Origin of the sequence: Marinifilum sp. D737 (genome assembly GCF_026672275.1) — a bacterium.
Classification (GTDB): Bacteria; Bacteroidota; Bacteroidia; order Bacteroidales; family Marinifilaceae; genus Marinifilum.
In genome coordinates this window covers 47918-70272 of record NZ_JANQCD010000013.1, presented here as the reverse complement: position 1 = coordinate 70272, position 22355 = coordinate 47918, and the positions used below count along the sequence as shown (strand labels likewise).

At 36.2% G+C, this 22355-nt stretch carries 20 protein-coding genes; 8 read left to right on the top strand and 12 right to left on the bottom strand.

Features of this window, described 5'->3' with window-relative positions:
* Nucleotides 1–96: 96 nt before the first annotated feature.
* From rpmF to NQ163_RS09735, 3 genes are all read right to left on the bottom strand, one after another.
* Nucleotides 97–282, bottom strand: a complete 186-nt coding sequence (gene rpmF / locus NQ163_RS09745; protein ID WP_083464500.1) for a 50S ribosomal protein L32 — start codon at nt 280–282, stop codon at nt 97–99.
* 16 nt (nt 283–298) lie between these two features.
* Nucleotides 299–826 carry a YceD family protein gene (locus tag NQ163_RS09740; RefSeq protein ID WP_268190151.1) on the bottom strand — a complete coding sequence of 176 codons (528 nt, stop codon included), beginning with the start codon at nt 824–826 and terminating at the stop codon, nt 299–301.
* 199 nt (nt 827–1025) lie between these two features.
* Complete coding sequence (locus tag NQ163_RS09735) at nt 1026–2171, bottom strand: sensor histidine kinase (RefSeq protein ID WP_268190150.1); 1146 nt, start codon at nt 2169–2171, stop codon at nt 1026–1028.
* A 219-nt stretch (nt 2172–2390) separates the two neighbouring features.
* On the opposite strand from NQ163_RS09735, the gene NQ163_RS09730 reads away from it, so the two are divergent.
* Nucleotides 2391–2915, top strand: a complete 525-nt coding sequence (locus tag NQ163_RS09730; protein ID WP_268190149.1) for a YceI family protein — start codon at nt 2391–2393, stop codon at nt 2913–2915.
* A 1-nt stretch (nt 2916) separates the two neighbouring features.
* Here NQ163_RS09730 and mnmH read toward each other — a convergent pair whose 3' ends face one another.
* Together mnmH and rsgA are read right to left on the bottom strand one after the other, a co-directional pair.
* Entirely contained in the window at nt 2917–3948 is a 1032-nt protein-coding gene (mnmH, locus tag NQ163_RS09725) for a tRNA 2-selenouridine(34) synthase MnmH (RefSeq protein WP_268190148.1), read from the bottom strand.
* Nucleotides 3949–4036: 88 nt separating this feature from the next.
* The gene (rsgA, locus tag NQ163_RS09720; RefSeq protein ID WP_268190147.1) at nt 4037–4963 is read right to left on the bottom strand and encodes a ribosome small subunit-dependent GTPase A; all 927 of its coding nucleotides are present in this window, start codon (nt 4961–4963) and stop codon (nt 4037–4039) included.
* A gap of 498 nt (nt 4964–5461) precedes the next feature.
* Between rsgA and NQ163_RS09715 the strand changes: the two genes are divergently transcribed.
* Nucleotides 5462–6229, top strand: a complete 768-nt coding sequence (locus NQ163_RS09715; RefSeq protein ID WP_268190146.1) for an exodeoxyribonuclease III — start codon at nt 5462–5464, stop codon at nt 6227–6229.
* A 280-nt stretch (nt 6230–6509) separates the two neighbouring features.
* Here NQ163_RS09715 and NQ163_RS09710 read toward each other — a convergent pair whose 3' ends face one another.
* The 6 genes from NQ163_RS09710 to NQ163_RS09685 all read right to left on the bottom strand — a co-directional run bounded on the left by NQ163_RS09710 (nt 6510) and on the right by NQ163_RS09685 (nt 13816).
* Nucleotides 6510–8096 (bottom strand): aspartate:alanine exchanger family transporter, encoded by a 1587-nt coding sequence (locus NQ163_RS09710; RefSeq protein ID WP_268190145.1) that lies wholly within the window; start codon nt 8094–8096, stop codon nt 6510–6512.
* Nucleotides 8097–8203: 107 nt separating this feature from the next.
* Complete coding sequence (gene pepE, locus NQ163_RS09705; protein ID WP_268190144.1) at nt 8204–8914, bottom strand: dipeptidase PepE; 711 nt, start codon at nt 8912–8914, stop codon at nt 8204–8206.
* Between the two features lie 46 nt (nt 8915–8960).
* Nucleotides 8961–10886 (bottom strand): tetratricopeptide repeat-containing sensor histidine kinase, encoded by a 1926-nt coding sequence (locus NQ163_RS09700; RefSeq protein ID WP_268190143.1) that lies wholly within the window; start codon nt 10884–10886, stop codon nt 8961–8963.
* Between the two features lie 203 nt (nt 10887–11089).
* The gene (locus NQ163_RS09695) at nt 11090–12148 is read right to left on the bottom strand and encodes an outer membrane beta-barrel protein (protein WP_268190142.1); all 1059 of its coding nucleotides are present in this window, start codon (nt 12146–12148) and stop codon (nt 11090–11092) included.
* 64 nt (nt 12149–12212) lie between these two features.
* On the bottom strand, nt 12213–13319 hold the full coding sequence (locus tag NQ163_RS09690) for a hypothetical protein (RefSeq protein ID WP_268190141.1): 1107 nt from the start codon (nt 13317–13319) through the stop codon (nt 12213–12215).
* A gap of 11 nt (nt 13320–13330) precedes the next feature.
* Complete coding sequence (locus NQ163_RS09685) at nt 13331–13816, bottom strand: RNA polymerase sigma factor (protein ID WP_268190140.1); 486 nt, start codon at nt 13814–13816, stop codon at nt 13331–13333.
* A gap of 152 nt (nt 13817–13968) precedes the next feature.
* On the opposite strand from NQ163_RS09685, the gene NQ163_RS09680 reads away from it, so the two are divergent.
* The 6 genes from NQ163_RS09680 to NQ163_RS09655 all read left to right on the top strand — a co-directional run bounded on the left by NQ163_RS09680 (nt 13969) and on the right by NQ163_RS09655 (nt 19232).
* Nucleotides 13969–14775 carry a 5'-nucleotidase, lipoprotein e(P4) family gene (locus NQ163_RS09680; protein WP_268190139.1) on the top strand — a complete coding sequence of 269 codons (807 nt, stop codon included), beginning with the start codon at nt 13969–13971 and terminating at the stop codon, nt 14773–14775.
* A 108-nt stretch (nt 14776–14883) separates the two neighbouring features.
* Complete coding sequence (locus NQ163_RS09675; RefSeq protein ID WP_268190138.1) at nt 14884–15774, top strand: DUF4271 domain-containing protein; 891 nt, start codon at nt 14884–14886, stop codon at nt 15772–15774.
* A gap of 37 nt (nt 15775–15811) precedes the next feature.
* Nucleotides 15812–16570 (top strand): uroporphyrinogen-III synthase, encoded by a 759-nt coding sequence (locus NQ163_RS09670; protein WP_120238046.1) that lies wholly within the window; start codon nt 15812–15814, stop codon nt 16568–16570.
* A 79-nt stretch (nt 16571–16649) separates the two neighbouring features.
* A complete protein-coding gene (gene rnpA, locus NQ163_RS09665) occupies nt 16650–17096 on the top strand; it encodes a ribonuclease P protein component (protein ID WP_268190137.1) in 447 nt (148 codons plus the stop codon).
* Nucleotides 17035–17277: a membrane protein insertion efficiency factor YidD gene (yidD, locus tag NQ163_RS09660; protein WP_120238044.1), complete on the top strand. Its 243-nt coding sequence runs from the start codon at nt 17035–17037 to the stop codon at nt 17275–17277. The genes rnpA and yidD overlap by 62 nt, the downstream gene beginning before the upstream one ends.
* Nucleotides 17278–17543: 266 nt before the next feature.
* The gene (locus NQ163_RS09655; RefSeq protein ID WP_268190136.1) at nt 17544–19232 is read left to right on the top strand and encodes a S41 family peptidase; all 1689 of its coding nucleotides are present in this window, start codon (nt 17544–17546) and stop codon (nt 19230–19232) included.
* A 291-nt stretch (nt 19233–19523) separates the two neighbouring features.
* On the opposite strand, the gene polA is transcribed toward NQ163_RS09655, so the two are convergent.
* A complete protein-coding gene (polA, locus tag NQ163_RS09650) occupies nt 19524–22298 on the bottom strand; it encodes a DNA polymerase I (protein WP_268190135.1) in 2775 nt (924 codons plus the stop codon).
* Nucleotides 22299–22355: the final 57 nt, after the last annotated feature.

The window sequence follows — 22355 nt, the reverse complement described above, 5'->3', positions numbered from 1 at the left end:
TAAAGCAAGAACAATCATGTATAACGCAAATTTGCCCCTAAGATGAATCTGAGGAGCAAATTTATATAGCTTCAAACCTGATTAATTGTACTCAGGTTATGCTGTAACTTCTTTTTCAATAGCTAATTTGCCTCTGTAATAACCGCACTCAGGGCAAACAGTGTGATATTTAACAGTTGCTCCGCAATTTGAGCAAGATGCTAAAGTAGCAGGAGTTGTTCTAAGATGACTTCTTCTCTTATTTCTTCTCTGCTTCGACGTTCTGTGTTTTGGATGTGCCATTTTTCAACCTATTTAACTAGTTATTATCAATCAATTTTCTTAAATCATTCCATCTCGGATCAATCTTCTCTTCCTCATTCACCGAGAGGTCATTCAATTTTTGAATCATTTTTTCATTACAAGTGCTGTTTCCTTCTTCATCATCAGGGTGAACAAAGCTTAATGGTAAGCTCAATTCAAACAGCTCATAGATGTATTGTGCTACATTGATCTCGTTTTCCGATTCTGCAAGAACAATTACATCATCTGCCAACTCTTCGTGTTCCTCACCAAATTTCAAATGTAGAGAATTTTCACCCTCAACTTCTACCTCCAGCTCTTCCAAACACCTATCGCAGGCTACGTTTAACTTTCCTTTTATTTCAAACTTTAAAGTGGTTACCAGAGTTTTTTTATTGAAAGTGATTTTTACATCAGCTTCTCCCTGGTAAACATCTTCCTCTTGAAAATGCTCAAAGAATTCTTGGTTTATCTTGAAATTAAATTCATGTAAACCATCCTTTAAGCCCCTAAAAGGAATCGTATATTTTGTTGGATATTCCAAAATATTCAAATAAAACTTTGCAAAAGTATAAAAATTAATCTTACGAATTCACAAAAAAATACATCTTTTTTGTCAATTTCAAGCAATTACTGATGCCAAATAAGCATTCAATAAGCAATCCCGCCTAAAAACGGGCTGCAAAAATAAGGAGTTCTTTTTTGGTTTCAAAACTTTTCTGGTGATTTGAAAACCAGAACTTTCAGTTTAGAGGCAAAATAATTCTAAAAACCGTGCCTTTTCCCAATTCAGAGCTGGCAATAAAAATTTTTCCACTATGGTAATTTTCTATAATTCTTTTGGCCAACGACAAACCTAAGCCCCAACCTCTTTTCTTAGATGTATAACCTGGTTTAAATACTGTTTTAAATTGACCTTTAACGATTCCCTTCCCAGTATCCTTGATATCCAAAACAATTTTTTCTTTGCCTTCACTTAAAGAAAAATGCAATTTTCCCCTTCCCTCCATGGCATCAACTGCATTTTTTGTCAAATTTTCTATCACCCAGGAAAATAACTCTTTGTTTAATGGCACAAATTCATTTTTTATATCAGTATGGGTAAAAATAAATTCTATTTTATCCGATGTTCTTTTCTTCAAGTATTCAATGTTCACTTCTAGAATTTCATTCAAATTATAGGGTTTTAAAATCGGTTTTGAGCCAATTTTCGAAAATCTTTCGGCAATTATTTCCAACCTGGTAACATCTTTCGACATTTCTTCAACCATTGTTGGGCTTGGATTTCCCGACTTCATCAATTCCATCCAGGCCATAAGAGAACTAATTGGTGTACCCAATTGGTGAGCTGTTTCCTTCGACATCCCAACCCAAACACGATTCTGTTCTGCGGATTTTGAATATGAAAAAGCCAAAAATGCAATGATAATGAAAGTAATAATCGCTCCCAACTGAATGAATGGATACCAGGCCAGGCGCTTTAGAATATTTGAATCATCGTAATAAATGAAATTTTTGCTGTTAACCAAGTCGATGGTAATGGTATGATTCTCATTCTTCATTTTAATCAACTCCCTTGATAGTACCTTCGCTTCTTGATTCTCTGGAAAATTAATATTCCTGTGAGCAATTATACTATCATTCTCATCGGCTAAAATCATAGGAATGGTCTCATTATCTTCCATTATCCTATTTATCAAGTCAACATCCTGGTTTGGATTGGTATCCAAACTCTTTAATCCAATAGCCCAAAGCTCCACTTTCTTTGCTTCTTCGTGTGCCAGTTTATTCACCAAACTATTGGTATAAAGTAATGACACAGCCACAATCACAACTGCAACAATTAGAAAGTGGTATTTCCAATTCCGATTATTAAGGTAAAAGTCCAATGCTGAATATTAATTGGTTTCTGATAAAGGTAACGACAAATCAATTTAAATCTTATTCCAGAGTCAAAAAATATCTCCTTCTATAGTTCATTTTACACCCATTCCAATTTTACCATTCAAAATTTAATTTTGCATTGATCATCCTTTATGGATTATATTTGTTTATAGGCAAATGTCTTACACCATTTTCATGTATTAACTCCATAAAAAGCAAATCATATGATCAGAAGGTTGATGTTGTTGGCAATGATTATTGGAGGGATTCATTTTACATGTTCATCCCAGAATATTAATACCGAAAAATCCAAAATTGAGTTTCGAGTAGCCAATCTTGGTGCAAACAAGGTAAAGGGAAACTTTTCGGGCATGAAAGGAAATGTGAAGTTCGATCCCAAAAACATTTCCACAGCCTCTTTTGATGTCTGTATTGATGCAACAACAATCAATACAAGAATGAAGAAGAGAGATCAAGTGGTAAAGGGAGAAAAGTACTTAGATGTTGCCAATTACCCTGAAATTTGCTTCAAATCAACAGGTGTATCCCGTAATGGAATGAGTTACAAACTTACCGGAATTCTTACAATGCATGGCGAAAACAAGGAGGTGGATGTCATTTTTAACTACTCCCGCCAAATATTTACAGGCAAACTACAAATAAACCGCCTCGATTTTAAAGTGGGTCCTCGAAGCGGTGTTTTGGTTGGTAAAGTAATAGACATTACAATTACCTGTGTAATTGAATAGACTACTTTTTAAGAGAATTATAGAACTCAATTACCTTCTGAGCATTTTCTGCAGGATTGTCTTTTTCCAATTCCAAATAATGAATGGTTTGGCCTTCTCTTTTCGATAAACCATGCCTATAGGCTTTATCGTAGTAGCTTAATGTAATATCTGCAACTGTCGCATAATCACCTTTCTCTAAACTTTCTTCTGCCAGTTTTACGTTTAATCCTCCTAATCTTTTCCCAATTTTAGAGATCATGTGAGCCAGAATTTCAGAGTTGAAACAAGCATATTCCTCTACAAGTCTTTTTATTCTTTCCGATTTTGGAATTAGAATTTTTACCACATCAGTTTGTCTCATGCGATCAAATAAAGCATCATTAATCCATACAGAACCTATTGATTTGCTCTCATCTTCTACCCAAATGGGTTTATTCGGATCTAAATCCAACCATACCTTAGCCAATTCATTCTCAAAATTCTCATTGCTTGGCTGATCGGTTTGCCCCAAAGCACCAAAAACAGATCCCTTGTGATGAGCCACTCCTTCCAAATCGAGCACCTGAGCACCTTGTTTCTGCATTTCGTGCAGAACTTCTGTTTTTCCACTGCCTGTCATGCCGCCTAAAACTACCAATTCCGATTTTTCGGCAAACTGCTTGCGAATGTATCCTCGATATGCCTTATAGCCTCCTTTTAGTAAATAAACCTTGAAGCCTGCTGTTTCGAACAACCATGCCATACTTCCGCTACGCATTCCTCCTCGCCAGCAGTGCACCATAATCTCTTTTTGCGGCGCAAATTTCTTTGCCATTTTCACAAACTTGGCCAACTTGGGACCAACCAACTCAAGACCTAAAAGTACTGCTGAATCCTTACTGGCTCTTTTGTATTTGGTACCAACCAAAGCTCTTTCTTCATTCGTAAAAATGGGAATATTTAAGGCATCAGGAATGTGTCCTTCTTCAAATTCTGCTGGTGTTCTTACATCAATCATCGGAAGTGATTTTCCCAATTCCAGGAATTCTTCCGGGCTAAGTACTTTTGCCATTTTTTTTATTCTTTTCAGCTATTACCTGATCAAAAAAGCACGTAAAAATACGTGCTGAATTCTGTGTTTTAACAGTGATATACTATAATTAAATTCTGTATTTACTATCCTCATCCTCCATTACCATACCCAGGTAACTTTCGTAACGAGTAACGCTAATTTCTCCTGCTTCAACCGCTGCTTTCACAGCACATTTTGGTTCATGTATGTGACTACAATTGTTGAATTGACAATCATTTGAAGTTTTGAATATTTCTGGAAAAAAGTGCGACATCTCTTCCTTCTCCATATCAATGGTTCCAAAGCCTCTAATTCCCGGAGTGTCGATAATATAACCTCCAAAATCCAACTCAAACATCTCAGAAAAAGTAGTTGTGTGCTTTCCTTGAGAATGAGCCTCGGAAATTTCCCCGGTTTTCAAATCTAAACCTGGTTGAATGGCATTGATCAGCGTTGATTTACCAACACCAGAATGTCCGGAAAGTAGATTGATATTATCCTTTAAGGCATCTTTAATAATATCCAAATGAGTTCCGTTCTTTGCAGAAATTTCGTAACACTTGTATCCTATTTTCTCATAAATTCCCTTCAGCTCATCCAGTCTGTCCATATCATTTGGTCGATATCGGTCTATTTTATTAAAAATCAGGCGAACCGGAATGCGATAAGCTTCGGCGGCAGCCAAGAATCTATCTATAAAAGTTGTGGTGGTTAAAGGATAATTTACGGTTACAATCAAGAATGCCTGATCAACATTGGAAGCAATGATCTGACTGTGCTTCGACAGGTTTGATGACTTTCGAATGATATAGTTCTTTCGATCGTGAATACTTACAATCACTTTCGACTCCTTATCTTCCTCAAAATTTACTCTGTCGCCCACCGCAATTGGATTGGTGGTTCTGATACCCTCCATTCTAAATCGCCCTTTGATACGGCAATTGTGAATTTCTCCATCGTTGGTTTTAACAGTATACCAACTTCCTGTCGATTTTATAACCAGTCCTTCTCTCAATGTCTATCTATTTTTGTACAAAAATAGTTGATTTTAAGGAAAAGAGCGCATTTTAGAGGATTTGTTATTTGCCAAAGTACAAATATGCAGTTCTATATGGAATACCATGGGTAATCAAATCAATTACAAATAAGATGAATGAGAATACCATTCAGTACCTCAAATTTAATTTGCTCAAGTCGCATGGCTTATACTTTCTCCATGGATGAGAAAGTAAACAAAGAATCCAGGGCGTGTAAGATCAAACTACTTATATTTGAAAAATTTAAGTGCGGCGGCGTGATCTTCTCCCGATAGCTATCGGGATTACTAATAATTTTTCTACGTCTAATCAGCTTGATCTTCCAATGCCCACTTTGGCATCTCTAACAAAGTAGAGTTCGGTAAAAATAAATTTTTAAAATTTAACCACTATAAATCATTTAGAGCTAAATATGGCACTTATCTTTACTAAATTGCATTTTGATTTATTCGTTAAAATAAACACACACCAGATACATGAAGAAAATAATTAGCTACAATGTAAATGGCATTAGAGCTGCACTGGGAAAAGACTTGATTGGTTGGTTAAAGGAGGAGAATCCGGATATTTTACTGATTCAGGAAACCAAAGCTCAGCCTGAGCAGATTGAATCACACTTGTTCGAAGAGTTGGGGTATCATTGCTACTGGTTCTCTGCTAAGAAAAAGGGATACAGCGGTGTTGGCATTCTGAGTAAGGAAAAACCTGATGCCATTGTTACGGGTATTGATAACAACAAGTACGACATTGAAGGAAGGGCCATAAGAGCCGATTTTGGCGATGTTTCGGTATTTAGCACCTATCACCCATCGGGAACTACCGGAGGGCCAAGACAGGACTATAAAATGGAATGGTTGGCCTATTTCCAGGAATACATCAATGAACTGAAAAAGGAAAGACCAAATCTTGTAATTGGTGGCGATTTTAACATCTGCCACAAAGCCATTGATATCAGTAGACCAGAAAAGAAAAAAGGCGTTTCAGGCTTTTTACCGGAGGAAAGAGAATGGGTAAGCGAATTTCTGGAAAGTGGTTTCATTGATACTTTCCGCGTTTTCGATCAGTCGCCAGATAAATATAGCTGGTGGAGCTATCGCGCTGGTTCCAGAGCCAAGAACCTTGGCTGGAGAATCGACTACCACATGGTAAGTGAAAGTTTTCAAGAGAAGCTTAAAGACGCCTCAATTCTTGCCGATGTTGTTCATTCCGATCACTGCCCTATTGTTGTTGAAATGGAATTTTAACTAAATTGGTGGTTAGAAATTTACTAACATCCTGATTAACACCTTCCCGGACAAGCCTGATGTGTTCCCAGACAAAGAGTATAGCTTCCCGGACACAAAGAAATGCTTCCCGGACAGGCAGGTAGGCTTTCCCGGACATGGGTGTGATCTTCCCGGACAGGAATATTCAAGATACTCTTGTCCGGGAGCGCTTCTACTCTGTCCGTGCAAATAAAAACCCGTGTATTTCCTAACTTGTTTATGGTATGATGTAATCTTCCTGATGGCAGGAATCGGTTCTTTACAACATGCTTAATATCTGCACACAAACAATTAAAAACACCATTGCAATGGGATAAACTGTGGCATAGGCAATTGATTGTGCACTGGAATCAGACATGCCATCAACTGCAGCCAAACCAGGTGTACTGGTCATACTGCCTGTTAAAGCTCCCAATAAATTGAGAATGTTCATTTTTAATACAAAATGCCCAATTAGAGTGGTAAGAATCATTGGCAACAAGGTAATTGCAAGACCTATTGCAAATAGTGCCAAACCCGATTCCTGAAAAGTTTTTACCAAATGAGCCCCTGCACTGGTTCCCACCACAGCCAAAAACATGAGTAATCCAAGTTGTCGAAGCAATTGGTTTGCCGACCCCGACATGGTCCAAAGGATAGGTCCTGTTTTACCAATTCTACTTAAAACCAAGGCTACCATAAGCACACCGCCTGTTAATCCAAGGCTAAAGGTAAACTCATCCGTAAAGGAAATTTTTAACTTCCCTACCAAAACACCAAGTACAATTCCTGTGGCAATTGGAAAGAAATCGGTATCAGATAACTTCTTGCTATCGTTCCCAAACAAGTGACGCACATTGTTGATATTAGCGGTTCCACAAGCAACAACCAGTTTATCCCCAAAACGGATTTCCGATTTTGAACTGGCTACCATATCAATTCCCGCTCTGCGGATACGGGTAATACGAGCATTGTAATTGGCCAAAACGTTTAGCTGCCCAATGGTTTTATTTACCACCTGCTTGTTGGTTACTAAAACCGATTCAACCACATAATCACGGCTTAAAGGAATTTTCTCCCCCGTCTCTTCACCAATAATCATTTTGGCTCTCTCCAAGGCCTGCTCGGTACCAATAAGCTTCACAATATCGCCAGTTTCTAAAATGGTATTTGGTGTAGGAACAATACTTTCCCCATTGTGCATGATTCTTGAAATATTGGCTTGGGTCATCGATCGAATTTTAAGCTCGGCAATGCTTCTGCCAACAATATTTTCATTCTCAACTACAAAGTTCTTATTAAATAGTTCAGGAAAATTCTGCTGAGCCTCATCTTCCAGCTTTTGTGCTTCTTTTTCAATATCCACTTTAAACAGTTTTGGATACATTCTCACAAACAAAATTACCCCAATAACTCCAAAAGGATAAGCAATACCATAACCAATAGATGCCATTGCTGATTGGGTAGATTCTATAGCTGCTGCAAGTCCGGGTGTGCTGGTTAACGATCCAGTTAACAATCCTATGGCAATATCGGTATCGATTTTAAAAATTAAGGCAAGTAAAATGGTAACCAAGGAGGCACTACCAACCAAAATAAAAGCCAATACGATTAGCTCTCTCCCATTCTTTTTAAAGGATTCGAAAAAACCAGGTCCGGCCTGAATTCCTATGGTAAATATAAACAGGGTAAGTCCAATATTTTGGATATCCTTAGGAATGCTTACACCAAAGTGTCCAAAAACCAAGGCAACAAAAATAACTGCCGAAACATCTAAAGAAATTCCTTTTATTTTAATGTTTCCAACAATAAATCCGATAGCAACAATAAGAAATAGAACAAAATAAGCCGAGGAAAGTAAGTCCATGAGTAAGTGTTTGTTTAAACTTTTATTTCGGCCACAAAGGTAGAAATTCAAAACAAAAAAAGCGATTAAGTCACCCTAATCGCTTCTTTATATTTTTAGCAATGATCTTATTTCAATAAGAAATTGAAATCGTCACCTGCACTTAGTTCGTAAGTTTCAATGCCGTTCTTAAAGATTCTACATTGTCTGTCGCCAATTAATTTGATGTTGTTATCCTCTACCAAAAACATGGTTGCTTCTCTCAATCCGGCAATGTATACATCAGGATTCAATACCATAAATTCGTTGATACGATCTTCGCGAGTTTCTCCTCCATGTCCTTCCGGATTTTTATCCAAATAATGAGGATTGATCTGGAAAGGAATCAAATTTAACGCATCGAATCCCATAGGGTCGATAATTGGCATATCGTTGGTTGTTTTGATGGTAGGACAGGTTAAGTTTGATCCTGCACTCCAACCAATGTAAGGAGCCTTTTCGTTGATCACTTTGTTGCGAATCGGTTCGGTTAGATTGTATTTGTGAATCAAATGAAGCAGGTTCCAGGTGCTTCCGCCACCAACAACAATTGCCTCGGCTTCTTCAACTGCCTGTATCGGATTTTCAAAATGGTGAATCGATACGATATCGTGCCCCACTTCGTTGAATCTTTCTTTTACTTTGGCTTCGTAATCATCGAAAGATACCGTTACTCCTGCGTAAGGAATAAAGAGCGCTTTTACTGGTTTCTCTCCTAAAAACTCTTTGATATTGTGTTTTGGATAATCCAGGTATTCCTCACCCGGATTGGTTGAATTACTGATCAGTAATAATCTCATGTGTATGTAAATTTAGTTTAAGCTTATGTGTATTTCAGCTCTAAATTTAACTATTAATCAAGAAAAGAAGAGGCTCTTTTTCTACTAATTCCAAATATTTTTCATGATTCATTGGGCGACGTGGAATAATAAAAGCAAAAGTACTTCCCTTATCCACTTCACTGCTAACAATCATTTTACCATGATTTTTAATCAAGAAGTCGCGACAAAGGGTCAATCCTAAACCAGTGCCCTTCTCTGCAGCTGTTCCGTCAGTAGTTTTTCCATCGTAAATATTATCCACCTGATCAGGTAGCATGCCAATACCATCATCAATTACTGAGATTTTAACAAAGTGCTCTCCTATCTCCGATTTAATCTCCACATTACCACCTTTATTGGTGAATTTAATGGCATTGGAAATCAGGTTCCTCAGCACGGTATTGATCATGTTCCAATCAACAAACACTTCTATATTTGGGTTCTCTGAAGTAAACAGGTTAATGGATTTAATTTTGGCCAAATCACTCAATAAACCAATATTGGAATTGATGATTGAACAGGCATCAACCATTTGTTTATTGGCCGAAAGTGTTGAAGTTTGATTTTTTGCCCAATACAAAAGGTTTTCCAAAAGTTCATAGGCATTATCTGAAGAATGAAACAGAGCTTGTAAAAACTCCTCCTTATCTTCCTCTGTAAGGTCCAAATCCTCCTCTCCCAGGTACATTCTCAACCCATTACTGATATTACCAATGGCACCTCTTAAATCGTGTGCTATTAATGAGAACATTTTATCCTTGGTATCATTGGCAACCCGAAGCTTGTCTTCACTTATTTTGATTCGCTTCATGGCTTCTATCAGTTCCTCTTGATGTTGATGAACCAAGCTGTTTTTCAAATGCAATAGTTCGTTGTCTTTCAGGTTATTTCTATACCTGATGATCAAGATAAAAATCACCGAAATGAAAACCATTAAAATCAATAATCCAACAATATACTGGCGAGTAATTTTTAATTGCTGTTCCTGATTTTCATCCCTCAAAACTTGATTTTCCTGATTCTTAATACTAATTGCATGGCGCGAATCCAACTCTTCAATCTTATTGCTTAACTTATCATCAGCGATGGAATCCTGATATTGCTGTAGCTTTTGAAAAGCCAGTACTGATTCTTTTTGTTTGCCACTTTGGATTTGATAACTGGCCAGAATTCTGTAATAATCACGATATAACCTTTTGGATTTAAGATTTACCGCAATAGCATATCCTCTATCCAAATGTTTTTTTGCATTGGTCAACTCCCCATTTTGAATGTACAATTGGGATAAGTCCAATTCGAAGGCTCCACTTTTAAAGCTGTTACCATTTATTTTATGATATTGCAATGCATCTTGGTAAATTCCTATGGCTTTATCTGTTTCTCCAATTTCGGCATACATTGATCCTAAGTCATTTAAAACGGATCGTATTATTTTTTCCCGGGATAATTTCTTACCTATTTCAAGTGCGATTTCAAAATGCTTTTGAGCTTCATCATATACACCAATGCCTTTGTAATACAAACCCAATAAGTTCTCACAACCAGCAATCCCACCTTCATCGCCAAAGGTTTCGTAGATATTAAAAGCTTGAATGGTATAGGAATATGATTTATTTAAGCGATTGGTTTCATAATAAACCGTTGCCAATTGCATACTAATATCAGCTATTTCTTTCTTAAAGTTATTTTTTTCGGCATGATGATGTGCCTGGAGCAGATAATCCAGCGAATTATCAAGTTGATTATCGTAATAGTATGCAGTCCCAACATAAAACATCGCTTTTATAATTTCCGGGGTACTCTCAAGAGACTGTGCTGTTCCTAGCGCATGTTTTGATTTTTCTATTGCTTGCGTAGGATCGGTGTTCCAATAAAATTTACTAAGATCAAGTAAGGCATTCAATTTATTTTGACCTGCCGACGAACCATATCTCTTTTGTAAGCTATCCAAACTAACTTGAGTTTCGAAACTTTCAAAACCAAAAAATGGAAAACATAATATTATTAGTATATATTGGGGAAATCTTTTCATGCCTCTAATATACTATATTTATGCTAATAATATAAACATTGGTCAAAATGGAACATCTCATAATAACAAAACGGACAGACTTCAATAAAATCTGGCCGTTTGTCAAAATTAGAGTTTTAACTTTAAAAGCTAACCAAGGTAATTCCTACTGTAAACGGTGTTAAGTCAGGACCTTTGCCATTTTCAAATAATTCGGTTAAACCATAAGTTGCAAAAAAGTTCAAAGAACGGTAACCAATACGAGCATGTGCTGCATATCTCAATGTTTTCAACTTAAAATCATCATGATCTTTATCTTTATCACCTCCATGTTTAATTTTGGTATGTGAACCAAGTCTTAAACCTCCCACAACACCAGCTGACATATGAATTCTTCTCTTCTTATACTTGACTGGAATTTGGAATTCCATTAACAATGGAACCGTAAGGTAAAGCGTTGTTAGTTTTGTCTTTTTAATATTCCAATCCGGATGTGCAACAGACAAATCCAGAGGTTGTATCACTCCATTTACCTTTTGCAAAGTAATATCATTATCAAACCTGTAGTTGTTCCACTCTAAACCTAAACCAGTTACCAAACCAATTGTATTTCTTTCTTTTTGCAAACTGATATCGTATTGTAAAAAATTTAGGTTAACAGCAATAGATTTCGCCATATCCAATTCCATAAAATCATAGGAATAACCTGTATAATCTTCATCGGCAAAACCATTTATCCCCATTTCAAATCCCGCCCAGTGTCCTCTAAAATCAGGTTCTTTTTCCATAAAAAATTTATCCTGATCCGGATCCCAAGGATGCACTTTCTCAATCTTAATTCTGGTTCCATGCCAACCGTCTATAATGTTAATCTGTTTTCCACCAATCCTAATTTTAGTTGTGTCACGGCCTTCCTGGTAAGCAAACTTTCCAATCTTACCTACCTTAATCTTGGCTCCACCTTCGGTTTCAACTGCTTTTACAACATCTCTGTTCATAAACTCCACCTTCATGGTATCCTGATCCACAGTTTTTTGAAAGGTGTGCTTGCTTTCAGCTTTTTTCTTTTTATTAGACCAACTATCTTCTATTAAGATTTTTTTCTTCTTAAGAGTATCCGTTTTTAATGTATCAATTGTATTTTGAGCGTAAGCACTGCATCCAATTGCAAGTGCAAAATACATTACAAGTAATTTCTTCATAACAATATTTTTAGGTAATTCTATGGGTAGGACGAATCAACAGCCCATTAGTTACAGGTAGTTTTTATTTTATTGAAGTAGAAAAGCCTAAGCCTTTGGTATTGAAGTTTAAACGTGTTTTTTCTGTTTCTGAATCGTATTGTTTATCTAATTGTACTTTCTTTCCAGCAATCTCTCCTATCTTGTCAACTCCGATTTTTGCAACTGCATAAAGCAATGAATTGCTTTTTCTTTTCGCTTTTACGCTTGACTTCCAAGACATGCCAAGATTAGCCAAACCAGAATTAACAGGAAGCTCATTCATTTCTTTTTCCTGATTTGAAACCTCAATTTTCTGGTCAACCACTTCAACATTGGCTAAAACTTTAAGCTCTGCTGTTTTAATGACTTCAGGTAAACTCACTTTTTGAGAAGCAACTTGCTTCGTATCCATTGGACTCTCTGCAATTGATTGTTTAGTAAAAATCCTATCTGTTTTATTTTCTATTGGTTGGCTCTTTGCAATTACTGTTTCAACTTCTTGATTGCCTATGTCATCAGCCTCTTGCTTTGTTGTTTGCGATTCTGCCTTAATTTCAACCAATTTTTCCAATCTATTTGAATTTTTGGTTGGTGTAACCACTACCTTTTTTACAGAATCATTATAAGCAACTTTTTTAGCTGAATCCTGATCTGCGTTTTTATCAGAAATAGAAGTATTCCAAACCGAAAAAAGAAGCAATATCGATGCAGCAATACCTACTCCGGAAATCATCCAGTAAGGAATAATCTTACGTTCCTTTCTCTTCAGTTCTTCCTTATCGGGATAAATGATATCATTATCAGTTTTAAGCTTTGTTCTCTCAAACAATTGGTATTGCGCTTTGCCAATAAGATTCTCATTCAGATATTTCGTGAAAGCGAGCTCTTCTTCTTGTTCTAAATCACCTTCCAGTTTGGCTACACAAAAATCCTCAAAATCTGTTTCAAAAGGAATCTGTTTCAATGATGATTTGTCAAAAATAATGTCCTCTTCCTCCAACTCAAGCAGGCACATTTCGTCCAACTCCTCCTTTAAATCAGGATTAAGCGCAAGGAAACTTTCCAGATTTTTCTTCTCTGAATCGTTCAAATTTCCTTCCAAATAATCAAGAAAGAATTCTTCGTAATTGTGTCTGTCTATTCTTCTCATCATCAATCTTTCTACACCAATGTTTCTATACTACCAATGAAACTTTTCAAATTTTTCCTGGCCCTGTAAATGTAAACTTTCACCTGCGATTCACTTAAATCGGTAATCTCTGCAATTTCTGCATATGAATATCCTTCATAATCCCGCAATAGTATTACAGATCTTTGAATATCTGAAAGCTTCTCCAATGCAATATTTAAAACCTCTTTTAAATCGCTATACTGTTCCGAATGTGAATATTCTTTTACATCAACATTCTCAAAATCTTCTTTTCTTTTCTCTTTTCTTATCAAATCGATCATGGTATGATAAGCTGTTGTGAAAAGATATGACTTTACTTTCTGATAATTTACATTCTCAATATTACGCCACAATTTCTCGAAACTGTCCTGTACGATATCACGTGCTTTATCCTCATCTTTAATATTTTTGAGGATAAAGCGAAACATGCCATCGGCATACTTGTCTACGCTTTTATTGTACTCTACAGTGTTCATTTAGGCCAGTTTCATATCTAGGACGCACAAGATATTTGAAATGTTACAGCTATTTTTTATTATCTTCGAATTTAAACCATTTATTTTTCCTTTCCGTGTAAATCCGATCACCCAAAAGAAGGTGAAAGTTTAAAATTATAACACAAACTCACATGAGAAAAATATTTTTTGCGATTCTAATCGCTACAGGCCTGTTTGCTTGTCAGCAAAATCCTGTAAACAACAAGAATACACAAAATCCAAATGAACATTTGGTAATGGCTACTCTATGGTATCAAAGAACATCAGAATGTAGAGCACTATACTATCAGGCATTTAACGCTGCAAAACTATCTTTAGACAAACAATTGGCTACTTATTCTGGAAAAAAAGCCAAAGCCGTTGTGGTTGATATTGATGAAACAGTTTTGGACAATAGCCCTTTCGAAACCAACTCGATTAGAACAGGAAAGTCATACTCATCAGCAGCATGGAAAGAATGGACCGATATGGCTAAAGCTAAAGCTACGCCAGGATCGTTAGAGTTTTTAAAATATGCGGAATCGAAAGGAGTTGAAACTTTTTACATCTCAAACAGAGATACGTCTGCTACAAAGAAAACATTACAAAACCTTAAAGAACTAGGTTTTCCTTTTGCAGATGAAGCACACATTCTGCTTAAAACCAATACTAGCGTGAAAACTGAAAGACGAAATAAAGTGAGCGAAACTCATGATATTCTGATTCTTGCTGGCGATAACATTGGAGATTTTGATGAATTTTTTGAAGACAGGTCAGAAAATTATGGTTTTGGAAAAGTTGATAGCATGAAAGCTCTTTTTGGAGCAAAATTTATTGTACTGCCTAATCCGATGTATGGTTCATGGGAAAAACATGTTCTTAAGAGCGATAGAAAACTCAATGCCGGTGAAAAAGAAAAGCTTAGAATTAAACGATTAATAGGGTACGAAGAAATTTAAAACCACAAGCCCGTAAGAAATTTACGGGCTTTCTTTTGCTTCATGCAAGCGCTCAATAAAATAAAATTATCTTTGTAATTAATTAGTGGTAATGGTACACGAATTATAATGGCTTTCATCAACTCATCAGTCTCTCCCGTTCATAAAACGGCATTTCAAGATTCTTCTTTTCAAGTCAATTTTAAGCTGGATAGCTTAAATAATGGGAAAGATACAACTGATCTGACAGCCAAAATTATTGCTGATAGTACCATAACAGACTCAATTCACATTAATCAAATCCCTTTTCGAGATTCAATTCTTACCGATAGCATTGAAAGACCTTTAATCAAAGAAGGAAAACCTATTGAAAGCTCTCAAAGTGATTGGATGGTAGGTGTTAGCCTTTTTGTGGTGATTCTGATGGCGATTATTCGGTTTTCATTCGGTAAATATCTTCAGCGTCTGATTGATGCAATTATCAATTACCAGGTTTCAAGCAATTTATTTCTGGAGAAAAATATGAGAAACCTTCGAGGAAGTATTTTCTTGAATGGATTGTTTTTTATTAATGCCTCATTTTTTGCTGTTCTCTATTACAACTATTGGTATACAGATGCTGACATCAAAACAAACTTGCTTACCTTCCTTTATACTTTAGTTGCTTTTTTGATAATTTACTTCGGAAAATTTGTTGTAATAAGAACATTGGCATACATTTTTGATGGTGTAAAAGAAGGAAAAGAATACTTGCACAACGTTTTTATCTACAATAAAAATCTTGGAATTTTTCTTTTACCTGTTACACTAAGTGTACCTTTCATAGCAGATTTTGCAGCATATTTACTACTAAACGCAGGTTTAGTTATTGCTTTAATATTTTATTTATTCAGACTATTTCGAGGGATTAAAATATTATTTCGCAAACATGTTTCAATATTTTATATGATTTTGTACCTTTGTGCCTTGGAAATTTTGCCCTTACTTGTGATTTACAAACTGTTAAAATCATTGGTATAAGGCGGTGTAATGAATTGTTGAACTAAACTCTAGTGTTTTGAGAATCAAGACTATACTGGTATCGCAACCCAAACCCCAAACCGAAAAGTCACCGTATTTTGATTTGGCAGAAAAATACAATTTGAAAATTGATTTTCGTCCTTTCATCCAAGTAGAAGGTGTTTCAACCAAGGAATTTAGACAGGAACGAATCAATATTTTGGATCACACAGCTGTTATTTTTACTAGTAGAACAGCTATTGACCATTTTTTCAGAGTTTGTGAGGAATTAAGAATTACAGTTCCTGATGATATGAAATACTTCTGTATTTCTGAATCAACTGCATTCTATCTTCAGAAGTACATCGTTTACAGAAAACGAAAAATCTTCTTTGGAGAAAAACGTTTTGAAGAGTTAATGGATATTATCGTGAAGCACAAATCAGAAAAATTCCTGATTCCACTTTCAGATATTCATAAACAATCAATCCCTGCTTTACTTGATAAAAACAAAATCAAGTATACGAAAGCAATTTTGTATCGTACTGTAAGTAGCGATTTATCTGATTTAGCGGATGTAAATTACGACATCTTGGCTTTCTATAGCCCATCAGGTATTGCTTCTTTGTTACAAAACTTCCCGGAGTTTGAGCAGAACAATACAATTATTGCTGCATTCGGACCTGCTACTTCAAAAGCAGTTAACGATGCGAAGTTAAGACTTGATATTCAGGCTCCAATGCCACAAGCTCCATCTATGACTATGGCTTTGGATCAATTCATCAAGAAATATAACAAAGACAATAAAGACAAATAGTCTATAGCAACATAAAAAAAAGAAGGGGAATTTGTTTTCCCCTTTTTTTGTCGATTTTTGTAGTATAATCCTGAATAGAATGACACGTAAAACACGTTTTACTTTTGAAAAAGCTGAAAGACTCACTCACAAGATTCTTATAGGCAAACTATTTTCCGAAGGGAACGGATTTACCTGTTATCCTTTTCGAGTGGTTTGGAAAGCTGCTGATCTTCACTCCGAATATCCGGCACAAGTTGCCATAACTGTCTCGAAAAGAAACTTTAAGCAAGCACCTAAGAGAAATCTTTTAAAGAGACGAATTCGGGAAATTTACCGTTTAAATAAGCACAAGCTTTACGAAGAGCTAGAGAAAAAAGAAGTTCAAATTGCTTTTATGGTTGTATATCTTCCTAAAAAAATCATGGAAACAAAGGATATGGAAGAGCAATTAAAAAAGGCAATGCAACGAATTCCAAGAGAATATGAAAAACATTCTAAACCTACTGAAACAGGCAGCTCTGTTCATCATGATTCTGCCGATTAAGTTTTATCAGTATTTTATTTCTCCCCTTACTCCTTCTGCTTGTAGGTACACTCCTACCTGTTCTTCCTACGCCATTCAAGCTTTAAAAAAACACGGGCCTTTTAAAGGATCTTATCTTGCTATCAAGAGAATTTTATCCTGTCATCCCTGGGGTGGACATGGTCATGATCCTGTGCCTTAAGAAAAGGCAATAGATACCAGATTAATGGTTATTTAAGTTCTAAAAAACAATTTAGTAAATTTATCGTAAGCTTGTTAGAGTTTATTCTGGCACATTCATTGTAATTCAATACAATAGGGTTAAGAAATGTTAAAGGTGTTATATTTCCATCGGGATTGCCTATATTTGTTATTACCTACTAATAAAATTATACTGCTAAGTGATTAGTGTTTGATAGGGAAATCTCCGCAAGGGTTAATTAAAAATATCAATAAAAAAAGAAATATATGAAGCTTCGAGGAAAAAGAGGAGCCATTTGGATGCTGGCTATTCTACTGTTTTGTAGTGCAGCATTTTTCGGGTTCAGCAGGGACGAGAGAAATTTTGAAATCAGTAAAAACCTGAATATCTACTACACCATGTTCAGAGAATTGAACTTGTTTTACGTAGATGAAATTGATCCGGGTGACTTGGTAAAAAAGAGTATGGATGCCATGCTAAAAACTCTCGATCCATATACCACATACATCTCAGAATCAGATATTGAAGATTTTAAATTGATGACAACTGGTGAGTATGCCGGAATTGGAGCTTTAATCAGTAAACACAAAGATGAAGTTATTATTGCAGAACCTTACGAAGGATTTCCTGCTTATAAAGCTGGTTTACGTGCTGGTGATGTAATGCTTGAGATCAATGGAACTTCTGTTAAAGATAAAAGTACTGATGATGTTAGCAATCTTTTAAAAGGACAACCTAACGTGCCGCTTACCATTAAAATCAAACGCCCTGGTGTAAAGAAAACCATGGATAAAAAGTTGGTTCGTGAAAAAATTCAGCTTAAATCGGTTCCTTACTATGGCATGATTACCGACTCAATAGGATACATTCACCTTAACCAATTCACTAACAAATCGGCAGGTGAAGTGAAAAATGCATTGAAGGAATTAAAAGAACAAAATGCCAAATCGATTGTATTGGACCTAAGAGGAAACCCAGGTGGATTGTTGGATCAGGCAATTGAAATTACCAATCTTTTTGTGAATAAAGGTGAAGATATTGTTAGTACCAAAGGGAAAGTTTCGAAATGGGACAAAAGCTACAAAGCTACAAAGTCACCAGTTGATTCTGAGATTCCTATTGCTGTGCTGGTAAACAGAGGATCGGCTTCAGCATCGGAAATTGTTTCCGGGGCAATTCAGGACCTTGACAGAGGCGTTGTATTAGGTAATAGAACATTTGGTAAAGGATTGGTTCAAACTACCCGAAACCTTACATACAACACCAAATTAAAGGTAACTACAGCCAAGTATTACATCCCTAGTGGAAGATGTATTCAGGCTTTGGATTACAGCAACAGAAACGAAGATGGTAGTGTTGGTAAAGTTGCTGATTCCTTGATAACTGAATATCATACTAAAAATGGTCGCAAGGTTTACGATGGCGGAGGGATTCTTCCTGATGTAAAAATAGATCCTGAAACTTATAGCATTTTAAGTATAAATATGATACGTGATTTTATGTTCTTTGATTTTGCTACCCTTTATGCAAACAAAACAGAAAGCATTGCTTCTGCCAAAGAATTTGAAGTTAGCGATGAACTTTTTAATGAATTTGTAAAGTTTGTGAAAGAAAGTAAAGATTTCACTTACAAATCGGAAAGTACTGAGATTTTAAAAGCATTAAAGAAATCGGCTGAAGAAGAGAAAAACTTTGATATTTCGGCTGATGAATTTGCTGCTTTAGAGGCCAAATTAGCGCCTAATTTGGATCGCGACATGCAACGCTTCAAAGGTGAATTAAAAGAGCTTCTGGCTCACGAAATCGTGAAGAGATATCACTACCAAAAAGGAGGCATAGAATTTAGCTTGCGCGATGATAAGACTTTACTTCGCGCTATCGAAGTTCTTAAAAACAATAATGAATACGCAGGTATTTTAGATGGTAGCATCGGATTACATGCGATAAACAAGTAAAAAGGAATAAGGCAAAAGGATTACGTAATTTGCCTGAAGCTTAAATAAAATTGATATTTAAAAGCTCATTCTTTCATCGAAAGAATGAGCTTTTTCTTTAATAATCGATATCGGTATTCATTTGTAATCAAAATGAGTATATAAATTCTTAAACTACTCTATTGAGTAAGAAAATTCGGTAATTGAGTTATTTAAATTGCTACAGAAGATTTATTTTACAATACGATAAAAAACAATGCCGAATAAAGAACAAATCTCTATTCGGCATTTTAAATATTTTATTGGTGATGATTAATGTGCCTGCAACCAGTTCTCTCCTACTCCCATATCAACAGTAAGTGGTACGGAAAGCTGTACGGCATTTTCCATTTCTTCACGAAGGATTACCTTCATTTGTTCCAATTCAGATTTCAAGCAATCAAAGTTCAATTCATCATGCACCTGAATGATCATTTTCGACTGCATTCCCTCCTTTTTCATTCTTTTGTCGATGTTGATCATTGCAATTTTGATAACATCGGCTGCAGAACCTTGAATTGGCGCATTAATGGCATTTCTTTCGGCCACTCCGCGTACAATCGCATTGCTCGAATTGATATCCTTTAAATATCTGCGTCGCCCCATCAAAGTCTCCACATATTCATCCTCGCGGGCTTTCTCAATACTGGCATCCATAAAAGCTTTTACCTCAGGATAAGATTCAAAATAGCCATCTTTAAGCTCTTTTCCCTCTTTTCTCGAGATGTCCAATCGTTCTGCCAATCCCCATGCTGAAATACCGTATATGATACCAAAATTGGCGGTTTTCGCACGAGATCGCATGTCTTTGCTAACCTCTTCAATTGGCAGTTTGTAGATTTTTGCAGCTGTTGCCTGGTGGAAATCTGCTGCATGATTAAAGGCATCAATCATATTCTGATCCTTGCTCATATGTGCCATCAAACGCAATTCTACCTGCGAGTAATCGGCAGAAAGGAATATGTGCTCATCCGTTGAAGGAACAAATGCCTTACGGATATACCTTCCCTGCTCTGTTCGAATAGGAATGTTCTGCAGGTTTGGATTGGTAGAACTCAATCGCCCCGTTGCGGCTTCTGCCTGATTGAATGATGTATGAATTTTTCCTGATGCCTGGTTAATATAGGTTGGCAAAGCCTCCACATAAGTCGAAATCAACTTTTTCAGCGATCTGAAATCCAGAATCTTTTGAATGATCTCGTGTTTGCCCTTAAGTTTGGCCAGTACAGCTTCCGAAGTTGAGTACTGTCCAGATTTGGTTTTCTTGGCTTTGCTGTCCAATTCCATTTTTTCGAACAAGACCTCTCCCAACTGTTTTGGCGATGCTACATTGAATTCGACACCTGCCATTTCTTTGATTTCAGCCTCTATGCCATTTACCTCTTCGTTTAGTACTTTAGCGTAATCATTTAAAGTTGGAACATCAAGCGATACTCCATTGAACTCCATATCGGCCAAAATGCTCATTAGAGGCATTTCTACCTCGTTAAACAACTTGGTTAGGCCATTGTCCTCCATCTGCTTTTCAAGCTCCGATTTAAGCTCTAAACCCAGTACAACTTCTTCGCAATACCGATCATGTTTGACTGGTTCAGGTTCCATCATCAAACTCAGTTGAGCTTTTTTGCCTTTCCCCTTCACCTCTTCCTGAATTACATTGTAGTTCAAAACAGAATTGGCCACAAAAGAGAATTCATGCTTCAATTCTGGTTGAATCAGGTAATGTGCAATCATGGTATCGAAAATTGGAGCTTTTACTTCACAGCCCAACCAACGAAGTGCTAAAATGTCTTTTTTGCAATCGTGACCAATTTTGATGATTTTCTCATCTTCAAAAATATATTTGAATTCCTGAGCAATTTTTTTTGCTTCTTCTAAATTTTCCGGAAATGGAACAAAAAAAGACTTGTCGCTCTTAAAAGAGAAGCACATGCCTCTCAATTTTGAAGTGTTTGGATCGGAATCAGACAAAATTGTTCTGAATGCAAACTCTTTTTGAATGCATAATTCCGCCTTTAAGTCACCCCTTACTTGCTCATTATCAAGTATAAAAAATTTCGAATTTAAAGTATTTATATCTCTGAGAATGATTTCTTTTTCTTCTGTCGAATCACTGTCCGTAGATTTCTCATTCTGAGCGTCGAAAAGTTCGGTTTGATTTTTAAACACTCTTTCAGCAAGTGTAAAAAATTCCAATTCCTTAAAAATAGCTCTCAACTTTGATTCGTCGAAATCTATCAACTTAAATTTCTCTTCATCGAAATCTATAGGTGCATTCAATGCAATTGTTGCCAGTTCTCTCGAAAATCGAACCTGCTCTTCTGAAGCTATAATTTTTTCTTTCTGCTTTCCTTTTAACTGATCGGTATTCTCATAGAGTCCATCTATGGATTTATACAATCCAATCAATTTTTGTGCAGTCTTCGGTCCAATACCCGGACAACCTGGAATGTTGTCGGCCGAATCTCCCATTAATCCCAAATAGTCGATAATCTGATCTGCTGTTTCTACTCCAAAGTTTTCACGAACTTCCGGCAATCCCCAAACTTCTACTTCTTTTCCTGATCGTTTTGGTTTGTACATGAAAATATTGTCACTTACCAATTGTGCGTAATCCTTATCTGGAGTCATCATGTAAACCGTATAGCCTTGCTTTTCAGCTTTCTTTGCGAGAGTTCCTATAACATCGTCTGCTTCAAAACCTTCCACATCCAATTCAGGAATGTTAAATCCTTGAATAATGCTTTTGATGTAAGGAATGGATTTACGAAGATCCTCAGGCATTGGCGGACGCTGCGCTTTGTACTCTTTGAACATCTCGTGACGGAAAGTTGGTCCCACAGGATCAAAAACAACCGCAATATGCGATGGTTTCTCTTTTTCCAATACTTCGAGTAAGGTATTGGTAAATCCAAGCATGGCAGAAGAATTAATTCCTGTTGAAGTAAATCTTGGGTTTTTTATAAATGCGTAATACGATCTGTATATCAAGGCAAAAGCATCTAATAAAAATAGCTTTTTGCCAGAATTGCTAGCTGATGAGTGCATAAAAATTGTATGTATTTAATGTATCCAAACAAAAATACAAGATAATACTGCTATCGC

Excerpts from the sequence above, each read along its gene's own strand:
- rpmF (WP_083464500.1), bottom strand. The coding sequence starts at position 282 with ATGGCACATCCAAAACACAGAACGTCGAAGCAGAGAAGAAATAAGAGA.
- NQ163_RS09730 (WP_268190149.1), top strand. The coding sequence starts at position 2,391 with ATGATCAGAAGGTTGATGTTGTTGGCAATGATTATTGGAGGGATTCAT.
- mnmH (WP_268190148.1), bottom strand. The coding sequence starts at position 3,948 with ATGGCAAAAGTACTTAGCCCGGAAGAATTCCTGGAATTGGGAAAATCA.
- NQ163_RS09715 (WP_268190146.1), top strand. The coding sequence starts at position 5,462 with ATGAAGAAAATAATTAGCTACAATGTAAATGGCATTAGAGCTGCACTG.
- NQ163_RS09710 (WP_268190145.1), bottom strand. The coding sequence starts at position 8,096 with ATGGACTTACTTTCCTCGGCTTATTTTGTTCTATTTCTTATTGTTGCT.
- pepE (WP_268190144.1), bottom strand. The coding sequence starts at position 8,914 with ATGAGATTATTACTGATCAGTAATTCAACCAATCCGGGTGAGGAATAC.
- NQ163_RS09695 (WP_268190142.1), bottom strand. The coding sequence starts at position 12,148 with ATGAAGAAATTACTTGTAATGTATTTTGCACTTGCAATTGGATGCAGT.
- NQ163_RS09690 (WP_268190141.1), bottom strand. The coding sequence starts at position 13,319 with ATGAGAAGAATAGACAGACACAATTACGAAGAATTCTTTCTTGATTAT.
- NQ163_RS09685 (WP_268190140.1), bottom strand. The coding sequence starts at position 13,816 with ATGAACACTGTAGAGTACAATAAAAGCGTAGACAAGTATGCCGATGGC.
- NQ163_RS09680 (WP_268190139.1), top strand. The coding sequence starts at position 13,969 with ATGAGAAAAATATTTTTTGCGATTCTAATCGCTACAGGCCTGTTTGCT.
- NQ163_RS09675 (WP_268190138.1), top strand. The coding sequence starts at position 14,884 with ATGGCTTTCATCAACTCATCAGTCTCTCCCGTTCATAAAACGGCATTT.
- rnpA (WP_268190137.1), top strand. The coding sequence starts at position 16,650 with ATGACACGTAAAACACGTTTTACTTTTGAAAAAGCTGAAAGACTCACT.
- yidD (WP_120238044.1), top strand. The coding sequence starts at position 17,035 with ATGAAAAACATTCTAAACCTACTGAAACAGGCAGCTCTGTTCATCATG.
- NQ163_RS09655 (WP_268190136.1), top strand. The coding sequence starts at position 17,544 with ATGAAGCTTCGAGGAAAAAGAGGAGCCATTTGGATGCTGGCTATTCTA.
- polA (WP_268190135.1), bottom strand. The coding sequence starts at position 22,298 with ATGCACTCATCAGCTAGCAATTCTGGCAAAAAGCTATTTTTATTAGAT.